General features: G+C 65.4%; 19 protein-coding genes, 1 tRNA gene and 1 pseudogene. 12 read left to right on the top strand and 9 right to left on the bottom strand.

Features of this window, described 5'->3' with window-relative positions:
* Positions 1 to 138 (top strand): annotated as a pseudogene (locus ACKOED_RS09280) (IS5/IS1182 family transposase); the annotation flags it as partial.
* On the opposite strand, the gene ACKOED_RS09275 reads toward ACKOED_RS09280, so the two are convergent.
* A complete protein-coding gene (locus tag ACKOED_RS09275) occupies positions 135 to 1,166 on the bottom strand; it encodes a YcaO-like family protein (protein ID WP_408916315.1) in 1,032 nt (343 codons plus the stop codon). The pseudogene ACKOED_RS09280 and the gene ACKOED_RS09275 overlap by 4 nt on opposite strands.
* Positions 1,167 to 1,647: 481 nt before the next feature.
* Between ACKOED_RS09275 and ACKOED_RS09270 the strand changes: the two genes are divergently transcribed.
* Positions 1,648 to 2,001 carry a hypothetical protein gene (locus tag ACKOED_RS09270; protein ID WP_408916314.1) on the top strand — a complete coding sequence of 118 codons (354 nt, stop codon included), beginning with the start codon at positions 1,648 to 1,650 and terminating at the stop codon, positions 1,999 to 2,001.
* On the opposite strand, the gene ACKOED_RS09265 is transcribed toward ACKOED_RS09270, so the two are convergent.
* From ACKOED_RS09265 to ACKOED_RS09255, 3 genes are all read right to left on the bottom strand, one after another.
* Positions 1,982 to 4,030, bottom strand: coding sequence for a BTAD domain-containing putative transcriptional regulator (locus tag ACKOED_RS09265; RefSeq protein WP_408916313.1), 2,049 nt, complete (start codon positions 4,028 to 4,030; stop codon positions 1,982 to 1,984). The genes ACKOED_RS09270 and ACKOED_RS09265 overlap by 20 nt on opposite strands.
* Before the next feature lie 283 nt (positions 4,031 to 4,313).
* The gene (locus tag ACKOED_RS09260) at positions 4,314 to 5,978 is read right to left on the bottom strand and encodes an amidohydrolase (protein ID WP_408916312.1); all 1,665 of its coding nucleotides are present in this window, start codon (positions 5,976 to 5,978) and stop codon (positions 4,314 to 4,316) included.
* Complete coding sequence (locus ACKOED_RS09255) at positions 5,975 to 6,649, bottom strand: glutathione S-transferase family protein (protein ID WP_408916311.1); 675 nt, start codon at positions 6,647 to 6,649, stop codon at positions 5,975 to 5,977. The genes ACKOED_RS09260 and ACKOED_RS09255 overlap by 4 nt, the downstream gene beginning before the upstream one ends.
* A 37-nt stretch (positions 6,650 to 6,686) precedes the next feature.
* Here ACKOED_RS09255 and ACKOED_RS09250 point away from each other — a divergent pair, with 37 nt between their 5' ends.
* Positions 6,687 to 7,112: a hypothetical protein gene (locus ACKOED_RS09250; RefSeq protein WP_408916310.1), complete on the top strand. Its 426-nt coding sequence runs from the start codon at positions 6,687 to 6,689 to the stop codon at positions 7,110 to 7,112.
* Positions 7,113 to 7,177: 65 nt separating this feature from the next.
* Here ACKOED_RS09250 and ACKOED_RS09245 read toward each other — a convergent pair whose 3' ends face one another.
* Together ACKOED_RS09245 and ACKOED_RS09240 are read right to left on the bottom strand one after the other, a co-directional pair.
* A complete protein-coding gene (locus tag ACKOED_RS09245) occupies positions 7,178 to 7,390 on the bottom strand; it encodes a hypothetical protein (RefSeq protein ID WP_408916309.1) in 213 nt (70 codons plus the stop codon).
* 83 nt (positions 7,391 to 7,473) lie between these two features.
* Positions 7,474 to 7,549: transfer RNA gene (locus tag ACKOED_RS09240), tRNA-Val, on the bottom strand.
* A gap of 133 nt (positions 7,550 to 7,682) precedes the next feature.
* Between ACKOED_RS09240 and ACKOED_RS09235 the strand changes: the two genes are divergently transcribed.
* Both ACKOED_RS09235 and ACKOED_RS09230 read left to right on the top strand, forming a co-directional pair.
* Complete coding sequence (locus ACKOED_RS09235; RefSeq protein WP_408916308.1) at positions 7,683 to 9,203, top strand: arylsulfatase; 1,521 nt, start codon at positions 7,683 to 7,685, stop codon at positions 9,201 to 9,203.
* Entirely contained in the window at positions 9,200 to 10,642 is a 1,443-nt protein-coding gene (locus ACKOED_RS09230; protein ID WP_408916307.1) for a hypothetical protein, read from the top strand. The genes ACKOED_RS09235 and ACKOED_RS09230 overlap by 4 nt, the downstream gene beginning before the upstream one ends.
* Positions 10,643 to 10,704: 62 nt before the next feature.
* Here the strand turns inward: ACKOED_RS09230 and ACKOED_RS09225 are convergent, their stop codons facing one another.
* Positions 10,705 to 11,088, bottom strand: coding sequence for a flagellar export protein FliJ (locus ACKOED_RS09225; protein WP_408916306.1), 384 nt, complete (start codon positions 11,086 to 11,088; stop codon positions 10,705 to 10,707).
* Between the two features lie 400 nt (positions 11,089 to 11,488).
* Between ACKOED_RS09225 and ctrA the strand changes: the two genes are divergently transcribed.
* Positions 11,489 to 12,199, top strand: coding sequence for a response regulator transcription factor CtrA (gene ctrA, locus ACKOED_RS09220; RefSeq protein ID WP_408916305.1), 711 nt, complete (start codon positions 11,489 to 11,491; stop codon positions 12,197 to 12,199).
* Between the two features lie 26 nt (positions 12,200 to 12,225).
* On the opposite strand, the gene ACKOED_RS09215 is transcribed toward ctrA, so the two are convergent.
* On the bottom strand, positions 12,226 to 13,848 hold the full coding sequence (locus ACKOED_RS09215; RefSeq protein WP_408916304.1) for a lysine--tRNA ligase: 1,623 nt from the start codon (positions 13,846 to 13,848) through the stop codon (positions 12,226 to 12,228).
* Between the two features lie 144 nt (positions 13,849 to 13,992).
* Here ACKOED_RS09215 and ACKOED_RS09210 point away from each other — a divergent pair, with 144 nt between their 5' ends.
* The 3 genes from ACKOED_RS09210 to ACKOED_RS09200 are packed head-to-tail and all read left to right on the top strand — an operon-like array spanning position 13,993 to position 18,353.
* Entirely contained in the window at positions 13,993 to 16,773 is a 2,781-nt protein-coding gene (locus ACKOED_RS09210) for an ATP-dependent DNA helicase (RefSeq protein WP_408916303.1), read from the top strand.
* A gap of 50 nt (positions 16,774 to 16,823) precedes the next feature.
* Positions 16,824 to 17,237 (top strand): tellurite resistance TerB family protein, encoded by a 414-nt coding sequence (locus tag ACKOED_RS09205; protein WP_408916302.1) that lies wholly within the window; start codon positions 16,824 to 16,826, stop codon positions 17,235 to 17,237.
* Positions 17,238 to 17,273: 36 nt separating this feature from the next.
* The gene (locus ACKOED_RS09200) at positions 17,274 to 18,353 is read left to right on the top strand and encodes a hypothetical protein (protein WP_408916301.1); all 1,080 of its coding nucleotides are present in this window, start codon (positions 17,274 to 17,276) and stop codon (positions 18,351 to 18,353) included.
* Here ACKOED_RS09200 and ACKOED_RS09195 read toward each other — a convergent pair.
* Entirely contained in the window at positions 18,343 to 19,815 is a 1,473-nt protein-coding gene (locus ACKOED_RS09195; protein WP_408916300.1) for a helicase HerA-like domain-containing protein, read from the bottom strand. The genes ACKOED_RS09200 and ACKOED_RS09195 overlap by 11 nt on opposite strands.
* Positions 19,816 to 19,903: 88 nt before the next feature.
* On the opposite strand from ACKOED_RS09195, the gene ACKOED_RS09190 reads away from it, so the two are divergent.
* From ACKOED_RS09190 to ACKOED_RS09180, 3 genes are read left to right on the top strand one after another with little or no spacing between them, the layout of a single operon-like run.
* Positions 19,904 to 20,299: a DUF2267 domain-containing protein gene (locus tag ACKOED_RS09190; RefSeq protein WP_408916299.1), complete on the top strand. Its 396-nt coding sequence runs from the start codon at positions 19,904 to 19,906 to the stop codon at positions 20,297 to 20,299.
* Positions 20,300 to 20,351: 52 nt separating this feature from the next.
* Positions 20,352 to 21,068 carry an ABC transporter ATP-binding protein gene (locus ACKOED_RS09185; protein WP_408916298.1) on the top strand — a complete coding sequence of 239 codons (717 nt, stop codon included), beginning with the start codon at positions 20,352 to 20,354 and terminating at the stop codon, positions 21,066 to 21,068.
* Positions 21,068 to 23,428 (top strand): ABC transporter permease, encoded by a 2,361-nt coding sequence (locus tag ACKOED_RS09180; protein WP_408916297.1) that lies wholly within the window; start codon positions 21,068 to 21,070, stop codon positions 23,426 to 23,428. The genes ACKOED_RS09185 and ACKOED_RS09180 overlap by 1 nt, the downstream gene beginning before the upstream one ends.
* Position 23,429 lies beyond the last annotated feature (1 nt).

Genomic DNA, 23,429 nt, shown 5'->3' with positions numbered 1-23,429 from the left:
ATCGAGCGCTGCTTCAACAAACTCAAGAACTCCCGTAGGCTTGCAACACGATACGACAAGACAACAGAAAGCTATCTCGGTTTCGTTCTCATCGCCTCAGCACGCCTCTGGTGCAGACACTTTGTCAACACCACCTAGTAGGGCTCGAGGAAAGCGCCTGCTGAAGGCTGCGGCGGGCCGCCGATGATACGGTGGAACCGCGCGGCGTCGATCTGCCCGCCAAGCGCGCAGTAGCCGCCGACGATGATCCTGACGCTCTCCAGCGGATCGCCGGGAAGAGTCAGATTGACGGCGAGGACCCGGTGACCACTGGCGGCCAGATTGTGGAGCGCCTGGGCGGTATCCGCCACGATATAGGGCTTCGGCTTGGCGGCGCTGTCAGGCTGAAGCTGCGGCATGCGATGGACCGATGCTGCTTCCAGCCAGCGCCGCGCCTCGTCATCGCCGGCTTCCAGGGCCAGCGCCAGGCTGACCTCGGTCTGGATCATTTCGGTGACGGCGGCCACCGCCGCCTCGGCCGCGATGAAACGCGCGGCGCTGCCCAGCGCGACATGCCTGCCATCCGGCGACGTGGAAAACGCCGCCACAACAGGAACACCGCTATCCTGAGACACGTCGAGCAGCACCGTCCGGCGAGGGCGGGTTTCGAGCCACCACGCAAGACGCGGCGCGATGGCGTCGATGAGTTCGACCGGCCAAGCAGCGCGGCGCTGGCGGCCGTGCCACCACAAGGCCACGGCATCGCGCTCGATGCATTCGAGAAGTCCGCCGCGGCAGGCCTCCGCGTAGGTGTTGCCGGCCGCGCAGCCCGTTGAATCGGCGCCCACGGGCGGCCCCTTTCCCAGCGCTTGCGGGTGATCGAGAAAGACTTGCCTGGCCGGCAGCATTGCGGTCTCGTGGCTGAGCAAATCCCGGGCTTCGACGCGTTCCACGCCCTCTCTGTCCCGGCGTTGACTGCGTGGATGATTGCGGGCCAGGCTGGCGCGCAGCTCCAGCGCTTCCGCGCCAGCGGCAATCAATGCATCATTCGGCGTCAGCCCGCGGCCCGCCGGCAGCCGCGGACGGTCGCCGGTCACGCCATCCGCCAGGGGCCGGGCGACAGCAAGAAAGATGGGTAGCTCCGGAAACTCCAGCCTTACAAGATCGAAGTCTTCTGCCACCGCCACACGCAATCTGAGGACCAACTCCGCAGAAGACTGAGCCATTATGCTAACAGCCGTCCCGCCGGTAGAGGGACCAGTGTCCGCAATGCGGCCCGGATCCGGAGAAAGCCGAGAAGGACTTGCCGGGGCGGCCTCCGCCAGGTCCTGTGCGCCGCCAATCGGGGTATGCGGAACCGCAAGCCGGTCCGCGCCGCTGAAAACGCCCATAAGACTTTCTCCTTGACCAGCCAAACAGGCGCACCGCGCCGGGGAGCGCCTCATCCGGGTTGCAAGATCGGCCAAATGCCAGCGGCGGCTGCAAGGCGGGAGGCAACTTTGCTTTCATCCGTCTCATGCGCTTATTTTCTAATCGTAACTGACGCCGGTTCAAGTCCGGCGTGGCCACCGCTTCGGCCCGTTTCACGGTGATTTCACGCTGCATAGATTTTGGTAATTCCACGGCTGCCGCGAACGGCAGCCGGCCGCTAAAGCAGGGAGACAAGAGATGGGATTTTTCATGCTCAAATCAGCCTCGGTGGCCGATCAGGCCAAGACCGGCAATGCGATCATTCGCTTGAGCAAGAGCGTGTTCAAACAAGGACCAGCCTCGGAATGGGCGAAATTCAACAAGGACATCCGGAAATGGCTTTACGATGCCGGCTATCGGTATGACGGCAGCGCTGATGGCAGAGTGCCGGCGCACGTCGACATTGTTCCCGTCTATGACACGGAGCACCGCATACATGTCCGGATACCGTGGGCCGGCGACCTGAAGAAGCCGCCAAAGCCGCCCGACGAGACCTACGCCGCCAGTTTCCCGGTCTTCCTGGCGCGCTACTTCATGCGCAAGTGCCGCTGATCAACGATGCGCCATAGGCTTTGCTGGCGAACTGCCGCGCCAGCCTGATGCCATGCTCGAAGCTCTCCCGGCCATCCTGCCAGAGGATGGGATTGACATCGAGCAACCAGCTTTCAAGGGCAATTTCCGAGAGGGCGCTCCCACCCTCCCACTTGGGGGCCGCCAGGCTGCAGAACGATCTGTACGCCTCGGCGGCTCTCTTTTCTTCTCCCAGTTGGGCGAAAGCCGCGGCGGCCCATGCCATCAGATCAAAAAATACGTCCGGATTCTTGGCTACTTCGCCGGCGGTGGCGGCAAAGTCTCCACACAGATAGTAGATGATTGCAAGATAGGCCCGGAAATACTCCGGAAACAATGGATCAAACGATACCGCGAGCGCTGACCACCGTTTCGCATCCTCGATATGGCCAAGGAAAGCCATGCCTGCCGCCGCCGAGATGAGCGTCTCCGAATCATGGGGATTGAGTTCGACAGCCAGCCTGAAGTGCGACTGGGCGCGCTCGGCTGAGCGGGCGATCAGCCAGCTCCAGGCCATGCCGATATGGCAGCGCGAATCGAAAGGGTCGAGCGCCACCGCGTTTTGCGCATGTTTCAGGGCTTCCGCGCAGTCCTGTTCGCGCCGCGTGTAGCCAGGCCGAACCATGAAGCGCGTGTTGAGGATCGCGGCAAGGCTCGCGTAGCTGCAGGCAAGGCCGGGGTCCAGCTCGATGGCGCGCTTGAACAGGTCCTCGGCGGTCACGTCAGCTTCGGCATTCCACATCCTGCTCAGCTGATGGCCCTTCAACCACAGATCATAGGCGACAGGACTGCCCGGCACACTGCGGGCATGACGCAGCAGCGAGATATAGTTCACCTGGGATGCAAGGTGCGCGGCCACCGCCCCGGCAACCGTTGATCCCAGTTCCTGAAGATCATGTTCCGCCACGGGATAGACCCGCGACCAAACCTCCCGGCCATCACGGCAGTCGATCAGCGATACGAAGAGCTTTCCAGTGGAGGACCGCCAGTCGAGGACGCAATCGACCACGAAATCGGCGCCGATCGCCTCACCCAGGGCCGAAAAGTCGACGGCCGTATCGGACTCATAGCCGCGGCTCGGCCAGGGGACCACGATCCAGCAACGGAAGCGGGAAAGACAGGACTTGGCGAGGTAGGCGAAACCTTCGCCGAGATAGTCCTTGCTGGCGTCGGCATGGCGCGTAAGCGGCGGACGAACGGCGATTTTCGGGGGCCCCTGGCGCGGTGCCCGCGGCGGGGCCACGTGCTGCGGCGTGACTGACTTGGGGCCAATGTCGCCACGCTTCACGGCGACAAGGAGGTCGTTGGTTTCGCTGCTGGGTTCGCTGTCCAGCTCCTCGGCCAGCGCCTTGTCCAGCAACACATACTGCCGAAGCGCCGCCGCCTGATCGCCGCGCATGGCGTGGAAGCGCATCAGGAATTGATGCGCCAGTTCATGGCTTGGCTCGATGCGGATCAACTCCTCGGCGGCGCGGGCGTCCCCGAAGTCGGCCGCCGCCATCAGGGTCTCGAGCCGGTCGGTGAGAGACTTGGTCAGAAGCGATCGCAGGTTCGTGCGCTCAACCTGCAGCCAAGCCTCGAACACAGGCGCGGGCGGCGGCAATTGGCCGAAAAGATCGCCTTTCCAGAGCACGGCAGCCGCCAGCGCTGCCCCGGCGTCCGATGCCGCGGCATTGAGCAGCTGGCGGCAGGCCAAGGCATCGACATCTACCGCATTCCGGCGCAATTCGACGTGGAAGCGGCTGGCATCGATAACCTGATCGGCCCTCGCGCCAAACGATTCACGTATCTCTCTCAGTGACTGACGCAGGCTCGCCCGCGCCTGCCCCTCGGGCGCCGGATCCCAAAGCAGCGAAGACAGGCGTTCGCGGCTGATCCTGCCTTCCGGGCTGAGGGCAAGAATGCCGAGAACGCATTTCGCCTTACGGGTCTTGAATTCGACCTCGGCACCGCTGGTCGTGTCCGTAATCCGACAAGCGCCCAATAGCTCTATGCGAAACAGAGCTTTCATGAGAACCCTGCTGACTCTTCCATAAACACTTCCCGCACCAGGCTCCGATTATGCCTGCTTTGGCGCAGCGTTCAACAGTTGCATCGAGTTGCAGACGATTTCAGCGAGACCTAAACAAGGTTACTTGCCAACCGGAATTCTCCTGCGAATTCCGTGACGTTAACATGGATCAGAGCCGCGCCGCGGGTGAAGCCCTCCCGATCCTCCCATGTGGCCACATGGGGCGGGCGCGGGTGGGCTTTGCCATGCCGGTCAACAGTGTGGGCGTAAAGACGGAGCGCCTTCACCCCCCGAACACCACCCGTCCGTCGCACACGGTCATCCGTGGGCGAATCGATTTGAAGGTTCCGGGATCGGTGTTCTCAAGATCAGCCGGCAGCACGCAGAGATCGGCGAGCATCCCCTCTTTCAGCACCCCGGTCTGGCCCTCCATGAAGCCGGCCCAGGCGCCGTCGGCGGTATAGGAATGAAGCGCCTGGTGGAGGCTCTGGCGGTTGTCGGGCATCGCTTCAGTCCAGCGGCCGCGGGTCATCGCCGATTGCAGCGACCACATCGGATCGATGTCGGAGACCGGCCAGTCGGTGCCGAAAACGAGCCTGGCGCCCGCCTCGCGCAGCGCCTTCCAGGCGAAGGCATGGGGCCAGCGCGCCTCGCCGATCCGCGAGAGATAAGGCTCGAGCGGCAGGCCGTGGCAGCCCGGCGGATGCGGCGGCTGCATCGAGGCGATGACGCCGAGGCCCGCGAAGCGCGGAATATCGTCCGGATGGATGACCTCCACATGCTCCACCCGGTGGCGGGAGTCGCGCCGGCCATTGGCTTTCAGCGCCGCCTCATAACCATCGAGCACGGTGCGCACCGCGCCATCGCCGATGGCGTGGACAGCGATCTGCAGGCCCAGCCGGTCAGCCGCCACGGCGATCCTGGCGAAGCGCTCCGCTTCGAACAGCGGCTCGCCGCGCCAGCCCGGCCGGTCGGCATAGTCATCGACCATCACCGCGGTGCCGGAATCGACAACGCCATCCATGAACAGCTTGACGAAGCCGGAGGACAGCATGGGCGAACGGTAGCGCTTGGCCATGGCCGCCGCCTTGTCCAGCACGGCCAATTCCATGAAGTTCTTGAAGTGGAACGGCACCCTCACGCGCGCCGTGAGCTGGCCGCGCTTTTCGAGTTCCTCCAGCAATTCGAGCGTGTAGAGATTGCCGTCCATGTTCTGGATGAAGGTGATGCCATGCGCCGCGGCATGGGCAAGCCCCGCCGCCATGGTCTCGAGATCAGACTCGAAGCCGTCCTGGCCGGGATAGGGCTCCGGCTCGCCGCCGGTCGTGAGCCCCAGCCGGTCCCGCCCGCCCTTGCGTGACAGCGCGCGCACCGGGTCAATGGCCTCGCCTTCGCGCAATTCGCCCTGGGCCAGGCCATCCGCCCCCATCACGATCTCATTGCCGGGGCCCAGCTTGCGGCCCCTGATGAGGCCCGCCTTCTCCAGCGCGATGGTATTGGCCCAGGCGGTGTGATGATCGGGCGAGAATACGAGGATCGGCCGGTCCTTCACGATGGCATCGAGGTGGTGGCGGGACAGCGGCTCGCTCTCACCGATGATCACATAATCCGCCTGTTCGCCGATGATCAGGTCATCGCCCGGGTTCTGGCGGATATAGGCTTCGGTGCGGGCCTTGAGCTCGGCAAAGCCGCGCGTGCCATAGAGCTGCAGATGGGTGAGTTCGCCCGCACCGGCGAAGAGATGCATGTGGCCTTCGACGAATCCGGGGATGACGCTGCCGCCGCCGGCATCGACGACCCGGGTCGCAGGCCCCTTCTCCGCCATCACCTCGGCGTGGCTGCCCAGCCTGGCGATGCGGTTGCCGGCGACCGCGATGGCCGCGGCGCGCGGGCGGGCGGCGTCCATGGTGAGCAGGCTGGCATTGGTGATGATCAGGGATGCGCTCATGCGAGAGGTCCGTTCCAGTCGATGCCTTCGGCCTTCATCATGGCAGCCCAGGCGGGCCTTGCCGTGACCAGTCCGATCAGGCGGTTGAGGTTGGGGTAGGATGTGGCGGGCCGCGCCATGCCGCGCGTCCACCGGCACAGCATGACGAGGAAAATGTCGGCGGCGGAGAAATCCTGGCCCAGCATATAGGGCCCGGCGGCCGTGAGCCCGGCGTCGATCTTGCCGAACATGACGCCCATGCGCCGTTCGGCGATGGCCTTCAGCTCGGCGCGGGCGGCCTCGCCGTCAAGGTAGTGATCGGCATGCCACCAGTGCTGCAGTTCCTCCTGCAGGGTGTTGGTGAAATAGAACAGCCATTGCAGGAACAGGTGGCGGGACGGCGCGCCAATGGCGGGCATCAGCCCGGCGCCCGGATGATTTTCGCAGAGGTAGAGCACGATGGCCGCCGATTCATAGATCACCTTCCGGCCATCGACGAGGGTCGGCACCCGGTGATGCGGGTTCAGCGCCAGATAGGCGGGGTTGCGGTTCTCGCCCTTCGCCCCATCGACACGGACAAGTTCGAACGGGCAGCCGATTTCACGCAGCACGGCATGCGGGGCCATATTGGCACTTCCCCGATCCCAGAAGAGCCGATAGACAGAATTCTCATCGCCAGGTTTGCCGCCCATGCTCCGTTGCCTTCTGCTGTTCCTAGCCCTCGGCCTGATGGCCAGCACCGCCCCGGCGCAGGAGCGCGAATGGCTGCTCGATGCCGGCGACGAGGAAGCCTACCTGATTTTCGGCGTGCCCGATAGCGACGATGTGGGCCTGAGCTTCTGGTGCGTGCTGCGCAAGGACATGGTCAACCTCTATCTGCCGCGGCCCACCGAGGAACTGAGGACGCTGAAGGGCAAGGAAGTTCCGGTGAAACTCACCGCGGGGCCCGAGGCCGTGACCTTCCGTGGCAAGCTCCAGCTCATTCCCGAGGGTGTCTATTCGAGCGTCGAGGTGGAGATGGCGGCCGATCATCCGATCCTCGCCGCGATGCGTGAGAGCGACCGGCTGCGGGTGCGGGCTGGCGGCGGCGATGAGCTGATCTTTCCGCTCTATGACGCCGACCTGGCAGGCCTCATCGACCTCTGCCGCAAATGACGGTTGGGCAAGACCTGACACCGCTGCATGAAAAGACGCGACGGGCATAACACACCCATGTCTCGTCATAGCCTGGCCTGACCCGCTGCTGCGTGATAAAGGCCCGCGAAGATGCGGGTGGCGTCGCTCAGGCGCATCACCTCGCGGCCTTTCCGGCCTGCCGCCGCCAGCTGGCCCGCAAGCCCGCCCGCCACCGCCTCGAAGAGAGATGCAGGGCGGCCGCGATTGGCGTCCACCAGTGTCGTGCGCTTCAGGCCCCTGAGACCCGGATGCGCCATGACGCCCTCCTGGCGTTCGGCGCCACGCTCAAAACCGCGCGACGGCAAGCGAGGCGCGCGTCCTAAACTTCGCATGAGCCCCATGGTGGGCGATGAGAGACTCGAACTCCCGACATCTTCGGTGTAAACGAAGCGCTCTACCAACTGAGCTAATCGCCCTCTGACCTTCCGCATACCGCCCGGCGTCCCGGCGATCAAGCGCGCAAATCGGCGGTGGTTCCGCATCCTTGACCTTGCGGCGATTCGCTGGATAGATCGGCGCATGCGCTCAACACGCGCCGGGAGGCCTCTCATGCCGCCACTCAAGACCGCCGCGGCAGCCGGATTGCTGCTCTGCCTGCTGGGCCTGCCCGCGCAGGCGGAGACCAGGCCCAACATCCTGATGATCATGCCGGACGATGTGGGCTACTTCAACATCGGCGCCTACAGCCACGGCATGATGGTGCCCACCCCCAATATCGACAGCCTGGCGAAACAGGGCATGCTGTTCACCGACCACTATGCGGAGCCCACCTGCACGCCGGGCCGCGCCGCCTTCATCACCGGCCAGATGCCGATCCGCACCGGCCTCACCACGGTGGGCATTCCGGGCTCGCCCGTCGGCCTCAGCAAGCGCGACCCGACGCTGGCCGAAGTGCTGAAGGACCAGGGCTATGCCACCGGCCAGTTCGGCAAGAACCATCTGGGAGACCGCAACGAGCACCTGCCCACCGTGCATAGCTTCGACGTGTTCTACGGCAATCTCTACCACCTGAATTCGGAGGAGGAACCGGAAGATCCGGACTGGCCGAAGGACCCCGCCTTCACCGCGCGCTATGGCCCGCGCGGCGTGCTTGACTGCAAGGCCTCGGACACCGAAAACCCCGCACCCGCCGATCCGCGCTTCGGCGCCTGGGGCAAGCAGGTCTGCACCGACACCGGCCCGCTGACGATCGCGCGCATGCTCACCATCGACGAGGATTTCACCAGGCGCACCATCGCGTTCATGCGGGACGCCGTCACGGCGGGAAAGCCGTTCTTCGCCTGGTATGCGCCATCCCGCATGCACATCTACACGCATCTGAAGCCGGAGAGCCGCTATCTGGCGCAGCCCTATTCCTCGGCCGATGATCTCTATGGCAGCGGCCTGATGGAACATGACGGCTATGTGGGCCAGATCCTCACGGCGCTGGACGAGATGAAGGCGGCGGACAACACCATCGTGCTCTACACGTCCGACAACGGCGCCATGGCCGCGTGGTGGCCGGAGGGCGGCACCACGCCGTTCCGCAGCGAGAAGGCCACCACCTGGGAAGGCGGCGTGCGCGTGCCGATGCTGATCCGCTGGCCGGGGCACATTCCGCCGGGCGCGGTGTCCAACGGCATCCAGAGCCACATGGACCTGTTCACGACACTCGCCGCCGCGGCGGGCGTGGAGGACGTGGCGGCAAAGCTGCTCGCCAGCCATCATGTGAAGATCGACGGCGTCAACAACCTCGCCACCTGGACCGAAGGCGCGCCCTCGAAGCGCGAGACGCAAATCTTTTACAATGAGAGCCAGCTGACGGCCGTGCGCGTCGGGCCGTGGAAAACCCATTTCAAGGAGCGCAACGGTTTCTTCGACTATTTCCGTGACAGCGCGCTGGTGTTCAACCTGCGCATGGACCCGCTGGAGCAGCGGGACGGCCACTACTCCAACCTGCTGGCCATGAAGAAGGCCTTCCTGGGCGGCCTGGTGCGCGACCTGCTGGATCAGCATTTCGCCTCGCTGAAGGAATTCCCGCCGCGGCAGGCGGGCGGCAATCTGAAGCCAGGCAGCAGCCTGACGCCTTGACGACAGCAGTGCCGGGTCTCCGCCGCACGTCCATCGCTGCCGCGGTCTGCGGCGTTGTGCTGGCCGTCGCCCTGCCCGCGGCAGGCGCGCAGGAGCCGCCAGCCGGCCCCCTGCTGTTCACGGGCGATGGCTGGCGGCTGAAACTCGGCCTCGACGCCGCGGTGCAGACGGCGGGCGAGATCGACAGCTGGTGGAACCTGACGGACGCCTTCCCGCCGCCCACGCCCTTCGATCCGGACCGCTCCTGGACGGAAGGCTACGTCAAGCCCTCGGCCAGGCTCGACATCGAGGCCACTTCCGCGCTGGCCTTCTATGGCGGCCTTGCCGCCGTCGCCTCCTACACCTGGGGCAAGGACGCATTCGACGCCGGCGACACCGGCGCCGTCACTGTCGAAAACGCTTATGGCGGGCTGCGCCTGGCAGCGGGGCCCAACATCGGTTTCGACGTTTCGGCCGGCATGCAGGACTATATGATCGGGTCTGGCATTCTGATCCAGATGGGCGGCGGCAATGGCTATGAGCACGGCGCCCTGCTGCTGTCGCCGCGCACCGCCTGGGACATGACGGCGATCGCCCGCGAGCGTTTCGGCGGCCTCACCCTGGAGCAGTTCTATCTCGATCCGAGCGAACTCGAGTCGGGCGACAGCCTCACCGAGCTTGCGGGCCTGCACGCGCGCTACGACTGGTCGGCGGAGGACTATGCCGGGCTCGCCTATATCCATGTGCTGAAGTCCGACTATCCGGCGCTGGCCGCGCCGCTGGTGATCATTCCCGGCGGCCGCGAGGGCATGAATGTGCTGCACGGCTATGGCCGCGCCACGCCGCTGGCCGATCTGCCGGGTCTGTGGCTCGCCGGCGATCTCGCCTATGAATGGAACGAGCGCATCGACCAGCAGGCCTGGGGCGGCCAGGCGGAAATCGGCTATGCGGCAACCGGCCTGCGCTTCATGCCGGTGTTCAGCTACGCCTTCCGCTATTTCTCCGGCGACGACCCGTCGACGTCAGTCAACGAGCGTTTCGATTCGCTGTTCTATGAGGGCTCGCCCACCGGCTGGGCCACGGGCGGCAATGCCTCGCTCGCCTTCTACAATTCCAATGTGATGGCGCACCGTTTCGGCGTCGATGTCACGCTCTCCGAACGCGATTTCGCCAGGGCCCGCTACTGGCATGTGCGCGCGGTGCAGGAAAACAGTCCGATCCAGTTCGGCCAGGGCGCGGAAGTGGAGTTCGAGAACGGCACGCCGATCATCATCGCGGGTGTCCAGACTCCGCATCTTTCGGATGATTTCTATCTCGAATACACCCGCGTCCTCACCGCCAACCTGTTCCTCACCGCGGGCGGCGCGCTGTCAATCCCGGGCGCGGGCCTGCGCGGCGCCGCCAGGGGCCTCGCCGAGGACTGGTGGGGCGGCTACGTGAACCTGACCGTGAATTACTGATGCAAACCCTCGCCCGGTCCGGCCGCGCCGGACCTCGCGCAATCAATTGCACCGAACGAAGCCTACCGGATGTCGGGCGCCGCGGCGGCGGCTGGCGCCATGGCTGTGGCCCCTTGGGATTCCTTCTCCGCGATCATCTCGGCGCGGCGCAGTTCCTGCTCCTCGACGGCAAGAGCCGTCTCGGCCTCGGCCTGCTGGTCACGCAGTTCGGCGATCGAGCGCATAAGATTGTCGCGCCGGGCGCGCGCCGACTTCGCGGTAAGCGAATAGCTGAAATGGCTTGGGTCGCTGACGCCTGTCCGGCTCTCCTCGAACGCCACCTGCGCGTCAAGTTCCTCAAACTTGCGGGTGAAGTCCTGGATCATGAAGGCGATATCGGCGGCCTGGCGGCGCTTTTCCGCCGTGCGGAACCGGTGCAGCCTGAGGAGCGTCTCGCGTGAACGCATGGGTAACCCCTAACTTTACTCAACTCACTGACAGGCGCCGGGATCCCGGCACCCCTTTTCACGATTCCACGAATCAACTAACAAAACACGATTCGGTCCATCGTATCGCGTCCATGTTGGACTGGTAAGCTTAAGGCGGGGTAAACTGATTATCGGTCCGTCTTGGCGATTCCGGCGCCCCGCGCGCCGGAGCATACTGCATGTAGGGGGCCTCACCGGGCCCTCGCCACTACATGTCGTTAGTCCTGTCAATGGGTTGCGTAGTCCAGCTTAGGGTTTGTTAACCTTTCCCGGCTTATTCTAACCAATAGCGTTAACGGTTCGTGTGCGCGAGGGGCGGAATGAGCCGCGTAAACCGGAAACAGGCTCCGCGGGGGCCGGAGACGATAGGGGATTTGAGATGAGGGTATTGCTGATCGAGGATGACACCGCGACGGCTCAGAGCATCGAACTGATGCTCAAATCGGAAGGTTTCAATGTCTATGCGACCGACCTCGGAGAAGAAGGCGTCGACCTGGGCAAACTCTATGACTACGACATCATTCTGCTGGATCTGAACCTGCCTGACATGTCGGGCTACGAAGTTCTGAAGACGCTGCGCGTGGCCAAGGTCAACACGCCGATCCTGATCCTGTCCGGCCTGGCTGGCATCGAGGACAAGGTGAAGGGCCTTGGCTTCGGCGCCGACGACTACATGACCAAGCCTTTCCACAAGGATGAGCTCGTGGCGCGCATCCACGCCGTGGTCCGCCGCTCCAAGGGCCACGCCCAATCGGTGATCGTCACCGGCGATCTCTGCGTCAATCTCGACACCAAGACGGTGGAAGTGGGCGGCGCCCGCGTGCATCTGACCGGCAAGGAATACCAGATGCTGGAACTGCTTTCGCTGCGCAAGGGCACCACGCTGACCAAGGAAATGTTCCTGAACCACCTCTATGGCGGCATGGACGAGCCGGAACTGAAGATCATCGACGTCTTCATCTGCAAGCTGAGAAAGAAGCTCGCCAACGCGGCCGGCGGCAAGAACTTCATCGAAACCGTGTGGGGCCGCGGCTATGTGCTGCGCGAAAACGCCCCGCCAATGGGCGAGGATCTGCGCGAGACCGGCTGAGCGCCGGTCACGCGTGGCCGGCCGGCTTAGCCGGCCAGTTCGCCGGCGATGGCGCGGGCAATCAGTTTCCGGGTATTCTCGACGCCATAGAGCGCGACGAAGCTGCCAAAGCGCGGGCCTTTCTCCTCGCCCAGCAGCACCTGGTAAAGCATGTTGAACCAGCTCTGCGCCACGCCCACCGAGCCATCCTTTTGCGTGGTCCGGTAAGGGTCGCGGCGGCCCACGTCATAGACTTTCTGCTGGATGTCCTCCGGGCTCGCGCCAGCGGGGAGCGAGGCCAGTGCGGCGGAGAGATCGGCAAGCGCCGTGGCCTCCGCCGCCGCCGGCGCACGATAGCGCTTCGCCGGCTTCACGAAATCATCGAAATAGCGCAGCGCGTGGGTCACCAGCGCATCAAGCCGCGGATGCGTTTCCGGCGTGAGGCTGGGCGCATAGCGGAGGATGAAGCCCCACAGGGACGACTTGTCATGGGCATTGGCGACAGCGGCCAGATTGAGCAGCAGCGCGAAGGAAATGCCGCCCTCCTCCGGTGGCGGCGGGTTGCCGCCATGGATGTGCCACACCGGGTTCATCAGCCGGTCGGCGGGCTTGTCCGCCTGGCGCTGATAGGCCGAAAGAAAAGCGCCGTAATCATCGACCGCGCGCGGGATCACGTCGAAATAAAGCCGCTTCGCCTCGCGCGGCTTGTTGTACATGAACAGCGCCAGCGATTCAGGATCGGCATAGGTCAGCCATTCGTCGATGGTGAGGCCATTGCCCTTTGACTTCGAAATCTTCTGGCCGTTCTCATCCAGGAAAAGCTCATAGACATAGTGCTGCGGCGCTTCCGAGCCGAGGATTTCGCAGATCCGGTCATAGACCGGCGCGTTGGTCTGGTGGTCCTTGCCGAACATCTCGAAATCAACGCCGAGCGCTGCCCAGCGCATGCCGAAATCCGGCTTCCATTGCAGCTTGGTGCGCCCGCCGGTGACCGGCATGGTGACGTCGGTCCCGTCCTCGTCGGTGAATGTGATGGTGCCGGCCTTGGGATCGACCGCTTTCATCGGCACATAGAGCACGCGGCCCGTCGAAGGCGAGATCGGCAGGAACGGCGAATAGGTGGCCTGGCGCTCCTCGCCGAGCGTTGGCAGCATGACCGCCATGATGTCGTCGAACTTCTCAAGCGCGTGCAGCAGCATCGGGTCGAAACGGCCGGACTTGTAGTAGTCGGTGGCCGAGGCGAATTCGTAGTCAAAGCCGAACGCGTCGAGAAACCGGCGCAGCATGGCGTTGTTGTGGTGCCCGAAGCTTTCATACTTGCCGCCGAACGGATCGGGCACCGCGGTGAGCGGCATGTGCAGATAGGGCCTGAGCGCCGCCGGGTCCGGCACTGTTTCCGGAATCTTGCGCATGCCGTCCATGTCGTCCGAGAAGCACAGGAGCCTGGTCGGCACGTCGCACAGCAGTTCAAAGGCGCGGCGCACCATGGTGGTGCGCGCCACCTCGCCGAAGGTGCCGATATGCGGCAGGCCCGAAGGCCCATAGCCGGTCTCGAACAGCACTTCCTTCTTGGCCGTGCGCTTGATGCGCTCAACAAGCTTGCGGGCTTCCTCGAAAGGCCAGGCCTTGCTGGTTTCGGCGGCGGCGCGAAGGGCGGGATCGGCGGTCATGGCAATCGATTTTCCGGAAACGGGATTGAGACCGGATTGTTTAGGGATGCAGGGGCCGCGGGTCAATCGAAGCCCTTGGCGGCTTGCTCTTCCGTCACGCCCGGCAAGCCTCTAAAGCTCAATGCCTTGAGCAACGAAACACACATGGATTCGACGCCTCGCACCGCCGTAGCGTCCGGCATGGGCGCCGTGATCGGGGGCACGCGGGTGGAACCGGCCGAGGCCCTTGCCTTGCTGGCGGCGGCCCCGCATCTCTTGTGCCATTCGGCCTTTCTGATCGAGCGGCTGGGGGTTGCCGCGCAGGCGCCGCGCGGCATCGTGCGGGCGGCCCGCGACCAGCGGCATTACGATGTGGCGGAGCTGTTCGCCTTTGTCTGCCCGGCGCGCTTTGCAACGCCCACCCCGCAGGGAATTGCCCGCGCCCTCGCGCTGGACCCCGGGCGTGATGATTCCGAAACCCTGCGCCTGATCGCCCGTGACCTGCTGGGAAGGCTGGCCGGACGCCATTACCCGATTTTCCGCGAGACCGTGGAAAACGCCAGTTTTCTCAGGAACGCCAACTGGCCCTGGGCCAAACATGTGCTGCAGGCGTTGCAGAAGGCCGACCCGAAGCTCGATGCCGGGGCTTTCGCCACCGGCCTCAATGCCTGGGACCGCATCCCCGAATGGGAGGATGACGGCGGCCGCGCGCCTGGCCGCCAGGACCCGGTGACGCCGGAAGAGGCGCGGCAGTTCCTGTCTGAGATTCTTGACCCCGGTTCCGAACGGCGTGACGCGCAAGCGGCCTATGCGGGGGCCGCGAGCTTCGCGTTTCAGCCCCGGCAATCGAAGGAGATCAACAATATCCTGCTCGCCGAGGCGGGAACCGGGCTTGGCAAGACGCTGGGCTATCTGGCGCCTGCCTGGCTGTGGGCGCGCAAGAACAACGCAGCCGTCTGGGTCTCCACCTATACCAAGAACCTGCAGCGCCAGCTCGACCAGGAAACCGCGCGGCTGGTGAACGACCCCGCCGAGCGCCGCGGCCGCATCGTGATCCGCAAGGGCCGGGAGAACTACGTCTGCCTCCTCAACATGCAGGAGGTTTTCGGACGGCTCACTTCCGCCAACCCGCGAACGGCGCTGCTCGCCGTGCTGATTTCGCGCTGGGTGCGCTTCACCAGGGACGGCGACATGGTGGGCGGCGATTTTCCGTCATGGATGCTGTCGCTGTTCGACGATCTGTCCCTCGACGGCGAATCGCGGGCGACCACGGCGCAGTCCCTGGGCCTCACCGACCGGCGCGGTGAATGCATCTATGCCGCCTGCCCGCATTACCGGCGCTGCTTCATCGAGCGTTCGGTGCGCGCCGGGCGCAACGCAGCGGTCGTCATCGCCAACCATGCGCTGGTGCTGCACCAGGCGGCGATCGATCACGCGCTGGGCGCGGCCCGCACGGAGGAAGGCGAGGATGCCGCAGGCGGGTTGCGCCGCATCGTGTTCGACGAAGGCCATCATCTGTTCGATGCCGCGGACCAGGCCTTTTCCGGCCATCTGACGGGGATTGAGACAGCCGAGCTCCGGCGCTGGATCAGGGGGCCGGAAACCGAGCGCCGGCGCGGCCGCGGCCTTTATGACCGGATCGGCGACCTTCTGAGCGAGGAAGACGCCGGCGAGAAGCTGCTGCGCGAGGTGTTGCGCGCGGCGCTGGCGCTGCCAGGACCCGGCTGGACGAGGCGCGTGCAGTCCGGCCAGCCCGAGGGCCTGGCCGAGGAGTTCCTGACGCTGGTGCGCCAGCAGGTGCTGGCGCGCGCCGAACAGAACAGCGCCGGCCACACGCTGGAAACAGACTGCCAGCCGCTGGTCGATGGCCTCGCGGAGGCGGCCGGGGAACTTGCCGCGGCACTCCACGAACTCCGCAAGCCGATGTCGGCATTGGCGGGCGCGCTCGCCAGGAAGCTCGACAGCGAGGCCGCGGAACTCTCCACCCAGGATCGCGGCCGCATTGAGGCGGCGGCGCGCTCGCTCAAGCGCCGGGGCGATCTGATGGTGGGTGGCTGGATCGAGATGCTGGCGCGGCTCACCTCCGGGCCAAACCCGCTGTTCGTGGATTGGTTCGATATCGCGCAGGCCTTCGGCCGCGAGCATGATGTGGGTCTGCATTCGCATTGGCTTGATCCCACCGAGCCCATGGCGCTCGCGGTGTTGCGGCAGGCCGACGGCATCGTCATCACCTCGGCGACGCTCAAAGACCGGCCTCCGGACATACCGGACGACTGGGCCAATGCCGAAATGCGCACTGGCGCGGTGCATCTCCCCTATCCGGTGCGGCGCGAAGGCTGGGAGTCGCCCTTCGATTATGTGGGGTCGAGCCGCGTCATCGTGGTGACGGACGTCAACCGCGAGGACATGGACCAGGTGGCGGCCGCCTATCGCGAATTGTTCCTGGCGGCGGGCGGCGGCGCGCTCGGCCTGTTCACCGCCATCGCGCGCCTGAAGGCGGTGCACCGCCGGCTGGTGAAGCCTTTGGCCGACGCCGGCCTGCCGCTCTATGCCCAGCATGTCGATTCGATGGATACGGGAACGCTGGTCGACATGTTCCGCGCCGAGCGCGACGCCTGCCTCCTCGGCACCGACGCGGTGCGCGACGGCGTGGACGTGCCGGGCGATTCCCTGCGCCTCATCGTGCTCGACCGGGTGCCATGGGCAACGCCCACCATTCTCGAGCGGGCGCGGCGCGAGGCGTTCGGCGGCAACGCCTATACCGACATGGTGGTGCGGCTCCGGCTGCGCCAGGGCTTCGGGCGGCTCATCCGCCGGGCTGGCGACAGGGGCAGTTTCGTGGTGCTCGACCCGCGGCTGGCCTCGCGCTTCGCAACCGCCTTTCCGCCCGGGGTGCGGATTTCGCGCCTCGGCCTGGTCGATGCGATCGACGCCATCAGAGCTTGACCGATCCACCCGCCAAGCCTAACTGCCCGCCAGCATGGAGAGTCCAGGACATGACCGCGACGATTTCCACTGAACAGGCGCTGATCTACGCCATGGTGACGATGTCCGGCGTCGAGGGCAAGATCAACGCCGTGGAGCTGGCCGAAATCCGCCAGCTCGTCGAGACGCTTCCCATCTTCCGTGACTTTGACGAGCAACGGCTGATCGCCGTGGCGCAGGAGGCGGGCGAAATCCTTCAGGACAAGGAAGGCCTCGCCGCCGTGCTCGGGCTGATCAAGGGTGCGCTGTCGCCCAAGCTGCGCGAGACGGCCTATGCGCTGGCTGTCGAGATTGCCGCGGCCGACCTCGCGGTGGGCCGCGAGGAACTGCGCTTCCTCGCCATGCTGCGCGATACGCTCGAACTCGACAAGCTGGTGACTGCGGCGATCGAACGCTCGGCGATCGCCAGATATCAGCGGCCATAGGAAAGCAGACCGCGGCGGCGGAGCGGGGAGAACACCATGTCGACCGAAATCGATCTGCAGAAAGCGGTGGCGGCGGGCCTCCTCTCGGCCGAGCAGCGCAGCCAGATCATTGCCTTTCTGAAGGCCAACAGCGAACCCGCCAGCCATGCGGAGGCGCCGCCCGCGAAGTTCAACCTGACCCACGTGCTGTGGTATGGCGGCGCGCTGATCATCATGGCGGCGATGGGCCTGTTCTCGACCACCGCCTTCGCGGCGATGGGCGGCTGGGCCCTGTTCGCCACCGGGGCTGCCTATGCGATCGGCCTGTGGCTCGCGGGCCGTCATCTCTGGGACGTGCGGGGCTTGCGCGTTCCCGGCGGGCTGTTGATCGCCGCGGCGGTGTCCATGGTTCCTCTGATGATCTATGGCGTGCAGGACGCGCTGGACTTGTGGCGCTTCGCGCAAGGCCGGCCCGGCGGCTATGATGATTTCTTTCCTTATGTTCATGGCAGCTGGCTCTACATGGAAATCGGCACGGTGGCGGCGGCGGCTCTTGCGCTGCGCGTCTACAAGGTGCCGTTCCTGATGCTGGTGGCCGGCATCGCGCTGTGGTTCATGTCGATGGATATCGCCATGTGGTTCACCGCGACGCCTGACGATTTCGGCGATTTCGACACCCGGCGGACGGTATCGCTGTTCTTCGGCCTCGCGGTGATCGCGGTGGCCTGGGCGATCGACCTGGCGCGGCCACGGGGGCCGGACCTCGCGTTCTGGCTTCACATCTTTGGGGCGATCACCTTCTGGGGCGCGCTCACCGCGAGCCCGGATTCGACGGCTCTGCTGCGCTTTGTCTATTTCCTGATCAACCTGGCGCTGATCGGCCTGGCGCTGTTCCTGGACCGCCGCGTCTATGCGGTGTGCGGCGCCCTGGGTGTCGCCTTCTATCTCGGCTACCTGGCCTATGACGTGTTCGCGGACATGATCCTGTTGTCGTTCGCGCTCTCGGCGATCGGGCTGGCGGTGATCGGCCTCGGACTGTGGCTCAACCGCCATTATGCGGCGCTCTCAGCCGCGATCGACGCCCACATGCCGGCGCCGCTGCGGCGGCTCAGGCCGCGGCGTGAGGCTAGCGCTTGAGGCCGCCCAGAATTCCACGGATGATCATGTTGCCGATCTGCCGCCCCGCGGTGCCCGCGAGGTTCTTGACGAAACGGTCAGTGGCCGACTCGCGCGAAGATGTGCGGGGCGCCGATGCCTGCTGCCGGCGTTCTTCGATGCGCGCCGCTTTCTCCGCTTGCTCTCTTTCGGCGGCTTCGGCGCGCTCCTCGGCGCGGCGGGTGAGGATTTCATAGGCCGACTCGCGGTCTTCCGCCTGTTCATAATCGCCGTAGACCGGGGAATTGCGAATGAGCTTCTGGCGCTCTTCCGGCGTGATCGGCCCCATGCGGCTTGACGGCGGGCGGATCATGGTGCGCTCAACCATGGTGGGAACGCCCTTGGGATCGAGCACCGAGACCAGCGCCTCGCCCTTGCCAAGCTGGGTGATGGCTTCCGCGGTGCTGAAGGCGGGGTTGGGCCGGAACGTTGAGGCGGCGGTGGCCACCGCCTTTTGTTCGCGCGGCGTATAGGCACGAAGCGCATGCTGCACACGATTGCCGGTCTGGGCCAGCACCGACTCAGGAATGTCGAGCGGGTTTTGCGTCACGAAATAGATGCCGACGCCCTTGGAGCGGATCAGCTTCACCGTCTGCTCGATCTTCTGAACGAGGCCCGGCGGCGCGTCAGCGAACAAGAGATGCGCCTCATCGAAGAAGAACACCATTTTCGGCTTTTCGCGATCACCCACCTCGGGCATGCGCTCAAACAGTTCCGAGAGCATCCAGAGCAGGAAGGTTGCATAGAGCTGTGGCGCATTGATGAGGCGCTGGGCCGCCAGGATGTTCATGTAGCCCTTGCCGTTGTTGGCGGTGCGCATGAAATCATGGATGTCGAGTGCCGGCTCGCCGAAGAACATGTTGCCGCCCTGCTCCTCGATGACCACCAGCCGGCGCTGGATGGCGCCAATCGTGGCGGCGGCGAGGTTGCCATATTCGGTGGTGAGTTCCTTGCCGCGCTCGCCGAGTTCTTTCAGCAGCGCGCGCAGATCCTTCAGGTCCAGCAACGCCAGGCCTTCCTTGTCGGCCAGACGGAAGGCGATGTTGAGCGCGCCCTCCTGCGCGTCCGAAAGCCCCATCAGCCGCGACAGCATCAGTGGGCCCATGTCGGACACCGTGGTGCGCACCGGATGGCCAAGCTCTCCGAACAGGTCCCAGAAAATCGCCGGCGTGGCCTCGAAGCCGTATTCGTCAAAGCCCATCTTGCGCGCCCGTTCGACCAGAGCGTCCATGGCTTCGCCCTCCATGGCGATGCCCGCCAGGTCACCCTTCACATCCGCCGCGAAAACCGGAACCCCGGCATTGGTGAAGCCCTCGGCCATGATCTGCAGCGTCACGGTCTTGCCGGTACCGGTCGCCCCGGTGACCAGGCCGTGCCGGTTGGCCATGGCGAGGAACAGCTCTTCGCGCTTTTCGCTCTGGCCCAAGAAGATCGCATCGGACATGTGGCGGTTCCCCGGCGGTGATCGCTTCGCGCCATCTTTATTGCTATAGAAGGTTCAGCAACGCAATGTGCCGGGGGAATGAAACGCCATGCAGGAGCTGATCGACCGGGTGACCACCGCCACGGGCCTCCCGGAGGACAAGGCCAGCAAAGCGTTGGGCATTGTGCTGAACCTGATCCAGACACAGGGCAACCAGGCCAAGGTGCGGGAGCTGTTCGACAAGCTTCCCGGGGCCGCCGAACTGGCGCGCGCGCAAGGCGGCGATGGCGCGGGCCATGGCGGCGGCGGGCTGCTCGGCATGCTGGCGGGCGGCATGATGGGCGGGCCTCTGGCGGCCATTTCCAAACTTTCCGCCGCTGGCCTGTCCATGGACCAGATCAAGGCGCTGGGAACCACCACGCTCGACTACGCCAAGGAAAAGGCGGGAGCCCAGCTGGTGCGCGAGGCGGCGGGGGCGATCCCCGGCCTGTCCGGCTATGTCTGAGGCTTGACCGGGGTCAATTGCCGCCCGCCCGCCAGCGCTTAAGGAACGAAGCATGAGCGCGCCGCAAGCCCCCGTCTTCCGCGTCCGGAACCTGTGCAAGACCTACCGCAGCGGGGAGGTGGAGGTGCGAGCACTGCGCGGCGTCGACTTCGAGGCGCGAGGGGGCGAGTTCATTGTGATCCTCGGCCCGTCCGGGTCCGGCAAGTCGACCTTTCTCAATATCGTGGGCGGCCTCGACCGCGCCACCTCGGGCGAGGCGTGGTTCCGTGACCATGACCTGACACGGGCCAATGAAGCGGGGCTCACCCGCTACCGCCGCGACCATGTGGGCTTCATTTTCCAGTTCTACAATCTGGTGCCGAGCCTCACCGCCTTCGAGAACGTGAAGCTGGTGACCGAGATCGCCCGCAACCCGATGGACCCCGCCCAGGCCCTGGCGCTGGTGGGCCTTGAGGACCGCATGGACCATTTTCCGGCCCAGCTCTCGGGCGGAGAACAACAGCGGGTGGCGATCGCGCGGGCCATCGCCAAGCAGCCGGACGTGCTGCTCTGCGACGAGCCGACGGGCGCCCTCGATTCGAAGACCGGCGTCAGGGTGCTGGAAGCCCTGACGGCGGTGAGCGCGCGCACCAGCGCCACCACGCTGGTGATCACCCATAATGCGGCGATCGCCGACATCGCCGACCGGGTGGTGCAATTCGCCGACGGCACGATTGCCTCCGAACGGCGCAATGACAGCCGCAAGCCAGCGAGCGCGGTGAGCTGGTGATGCGCGCCCTCGACATCAAATTGCTGCGCGATCTCAGGCGGCTGTGGGCGCAGGCGCTGGCGATTGCCCTCGTGATGGCGGCGGGCGTCGCCACGCTGATCCTGGGCGTTGGGGCCTATGACTCTCTCTCCACCACGCGGGAGCGCTACTATGACGCCCATGGTTTCGCCGATGTCTTCGCCAGCCTGACCCGCGCGCCCGGCAGCCTCAAGGCTGAGATCGCCGCCATTGACGGCGTCGCCGCCGTCGAGACCCGGGTCGAGAAGATCGCGCTGGCCGACCTCCCCGGCATGGCGGAACCCGCTTCGGTGCTGCTGGTGTCGCTGCCAGACACCCACATGCCGGCGCTGAACCGTCTCTATCTGCGTTCGGGACGCCTGCCAGACCCAGGCGCGGAGGAGGCCGTGGCCAGCGCCGGTTTCGCCGCGGCGCACGGGCTGGCCGAGGGCGATACAATCCGTGTGCTGATCAACGGCCGGCAGCGCGACGTGAAGCTGAGCGGAACGGCCCTTTCGCCTGAATTCATCTACGCGCTGGGGCCCGGCGCACTGATGCCGGACGACCGGCGCTTCGGCATTCTGTGGGCGCCGGAAAGCCTGCTGGCGCCGGCTTACGATCTCGATGGCGCCTTCAACCAGGTGGCGATCCGGCTGGTCAGGGGCGTCAACCCGCAAGCGGTGATCGCGGAAGCCGACCGGCTGCTCGCGCGCTATGGCGGGCGCGGCGCCTATACGCGCAAAGACCAGCTTTCGCATGCCTTTCTGGATGCCGAATTGCGGCAGCTCCAAACCATGAGCCGCATCCTGCCCCCGATCTTCCTGCTGGTGTCGGCCTTCCTCGTCAACATGACGCTCTCGCGCCTCATTGCGCTGGAACGCGAGCAGATCGGGCTGCTGAAGGCCATGGGCTATTCCTCGCTGAGCGTGGTGCGGCACTATGCTGGCTTCGTCACGCTGATCGCCATCGCAGGCATTGCGCTGGGCTTCGTGGCCGGCGGCTGGCTCGGCGCCGGACTGACCAGGCTCTACGCGGCATTCTTCAGCTTTCCCTTCCTGGTGTTCAGCCGCAACCCGGCGGTCTATGGCATCGCCGCGGGCGCGACCTATGCCGCTGCCATTCTGGGAGCGGTAAAGGCGGTGCGCGACGTGGCCTGGCTCTCGCCGGCGGTGGCGATGGCGCCCCCCGCGCCGCCGCGCTTCCGCAAGATCCTGGGCGGCATGGCCGACCTCTCGCGCTACGTCCGGCAATCGGGCGTCATCGTCATGCGCCATCTCACGCATTGGCCGGTGCGGACCTTGAGCGGGGTGCTCGGCATGGCGATGGCGGTGGCGATCCTCGTGGGATCGCTGTGGTCCTTTGGCTCCATCGAGCACATGATCGACGTCACCTTCCAGCGCAGCGACCGGCAGGATGCCACCATCACCTTCACCGATGTGCGGCGCATGGATGCTCTTTACGAAGTTCGCCGGCTGCCCGGCGTCAAGCAGGCGGAACCGTTCCGCGCCGTTGCCGTGAAACTTGTCAATGGGCCGGCGCAACGGCGCATCTCGCTCATCGGCAATAGCGCCGGAGGCCAGCTCTCGCGCGTGCTGGATGGCAAGCTCGTGCCGGTGACGCTGCCCGATGGCGGCCTGGTGATCTCCGAGGCGCTGGCCGAGCTTCTCAAGCTCCGGCTGGGCGACAAGGTGAGCGTCGAAGTGCTGGAGGGGCGGCGGCAGAAGCTCGACGTTCCCGTCTCCGCCATCATCACCGGCTTCATCGGACTTACCGCCTATATGAACCTCGATGCCATGAACCGCATGCTGGGCGAGGACCAGCTGATTTCCGGCGCCTATCTGGCGCTCGATGCGGAGGGCCGCGGCGCGCTGTTCGCCCGGCTCAAGGAAATGCCGGCGGCGAGCTTCATCTCGCTCCGCTACGCCGCGCTCGCCAATTTCCGCGAGACGCTGGCCCAGAACATTTCGATCATGATCACCGTCTACACCTCGCTGGCCTCGATCATCGCCTTTGGCGTCGTCTACAATTTCGCGCGCATTTCGCTTTCGGAACAGGGGCGGGAAATGGCCAGCCTCAGGGTCCTCGGTTTCACGCGCGGCGAGGTGTCGGCCCTGCTGCTCGGCGAGCTTGCCGTGGTGGCGGTTGTCGCGCAGCCTGTGGGCTGGCTCCTGGGCTATGGTTTCGCCTGGACCATGGCGAACGGTTTTCGCACCGACCTTTACCGTGTGCCACTGGTGGTCAACCGCGAGGTCTATGCCTGGGCGAGCCTGATCGTGTTCGCCGCCGCCGCACTGTCGGGCCTGGTGGTGCGCCGCCGCATCGACCGGCTGGACATGATCGAAGTGCTGAAGACGAGGGAATGAC

Source organism: Aestuariivirga sp. (assembly GCF_046093005.1).
In the GTDB taxonomy this organism is placed as follows: Bacteria; Pseudomonadota; Alphaproteobacteria; order Rhizobiales; family Aestuariivirgaceae; genus Aestuariivirga.
This window is presented reverse-complemented; position numbering and strand designations above follow the sequence as displayed.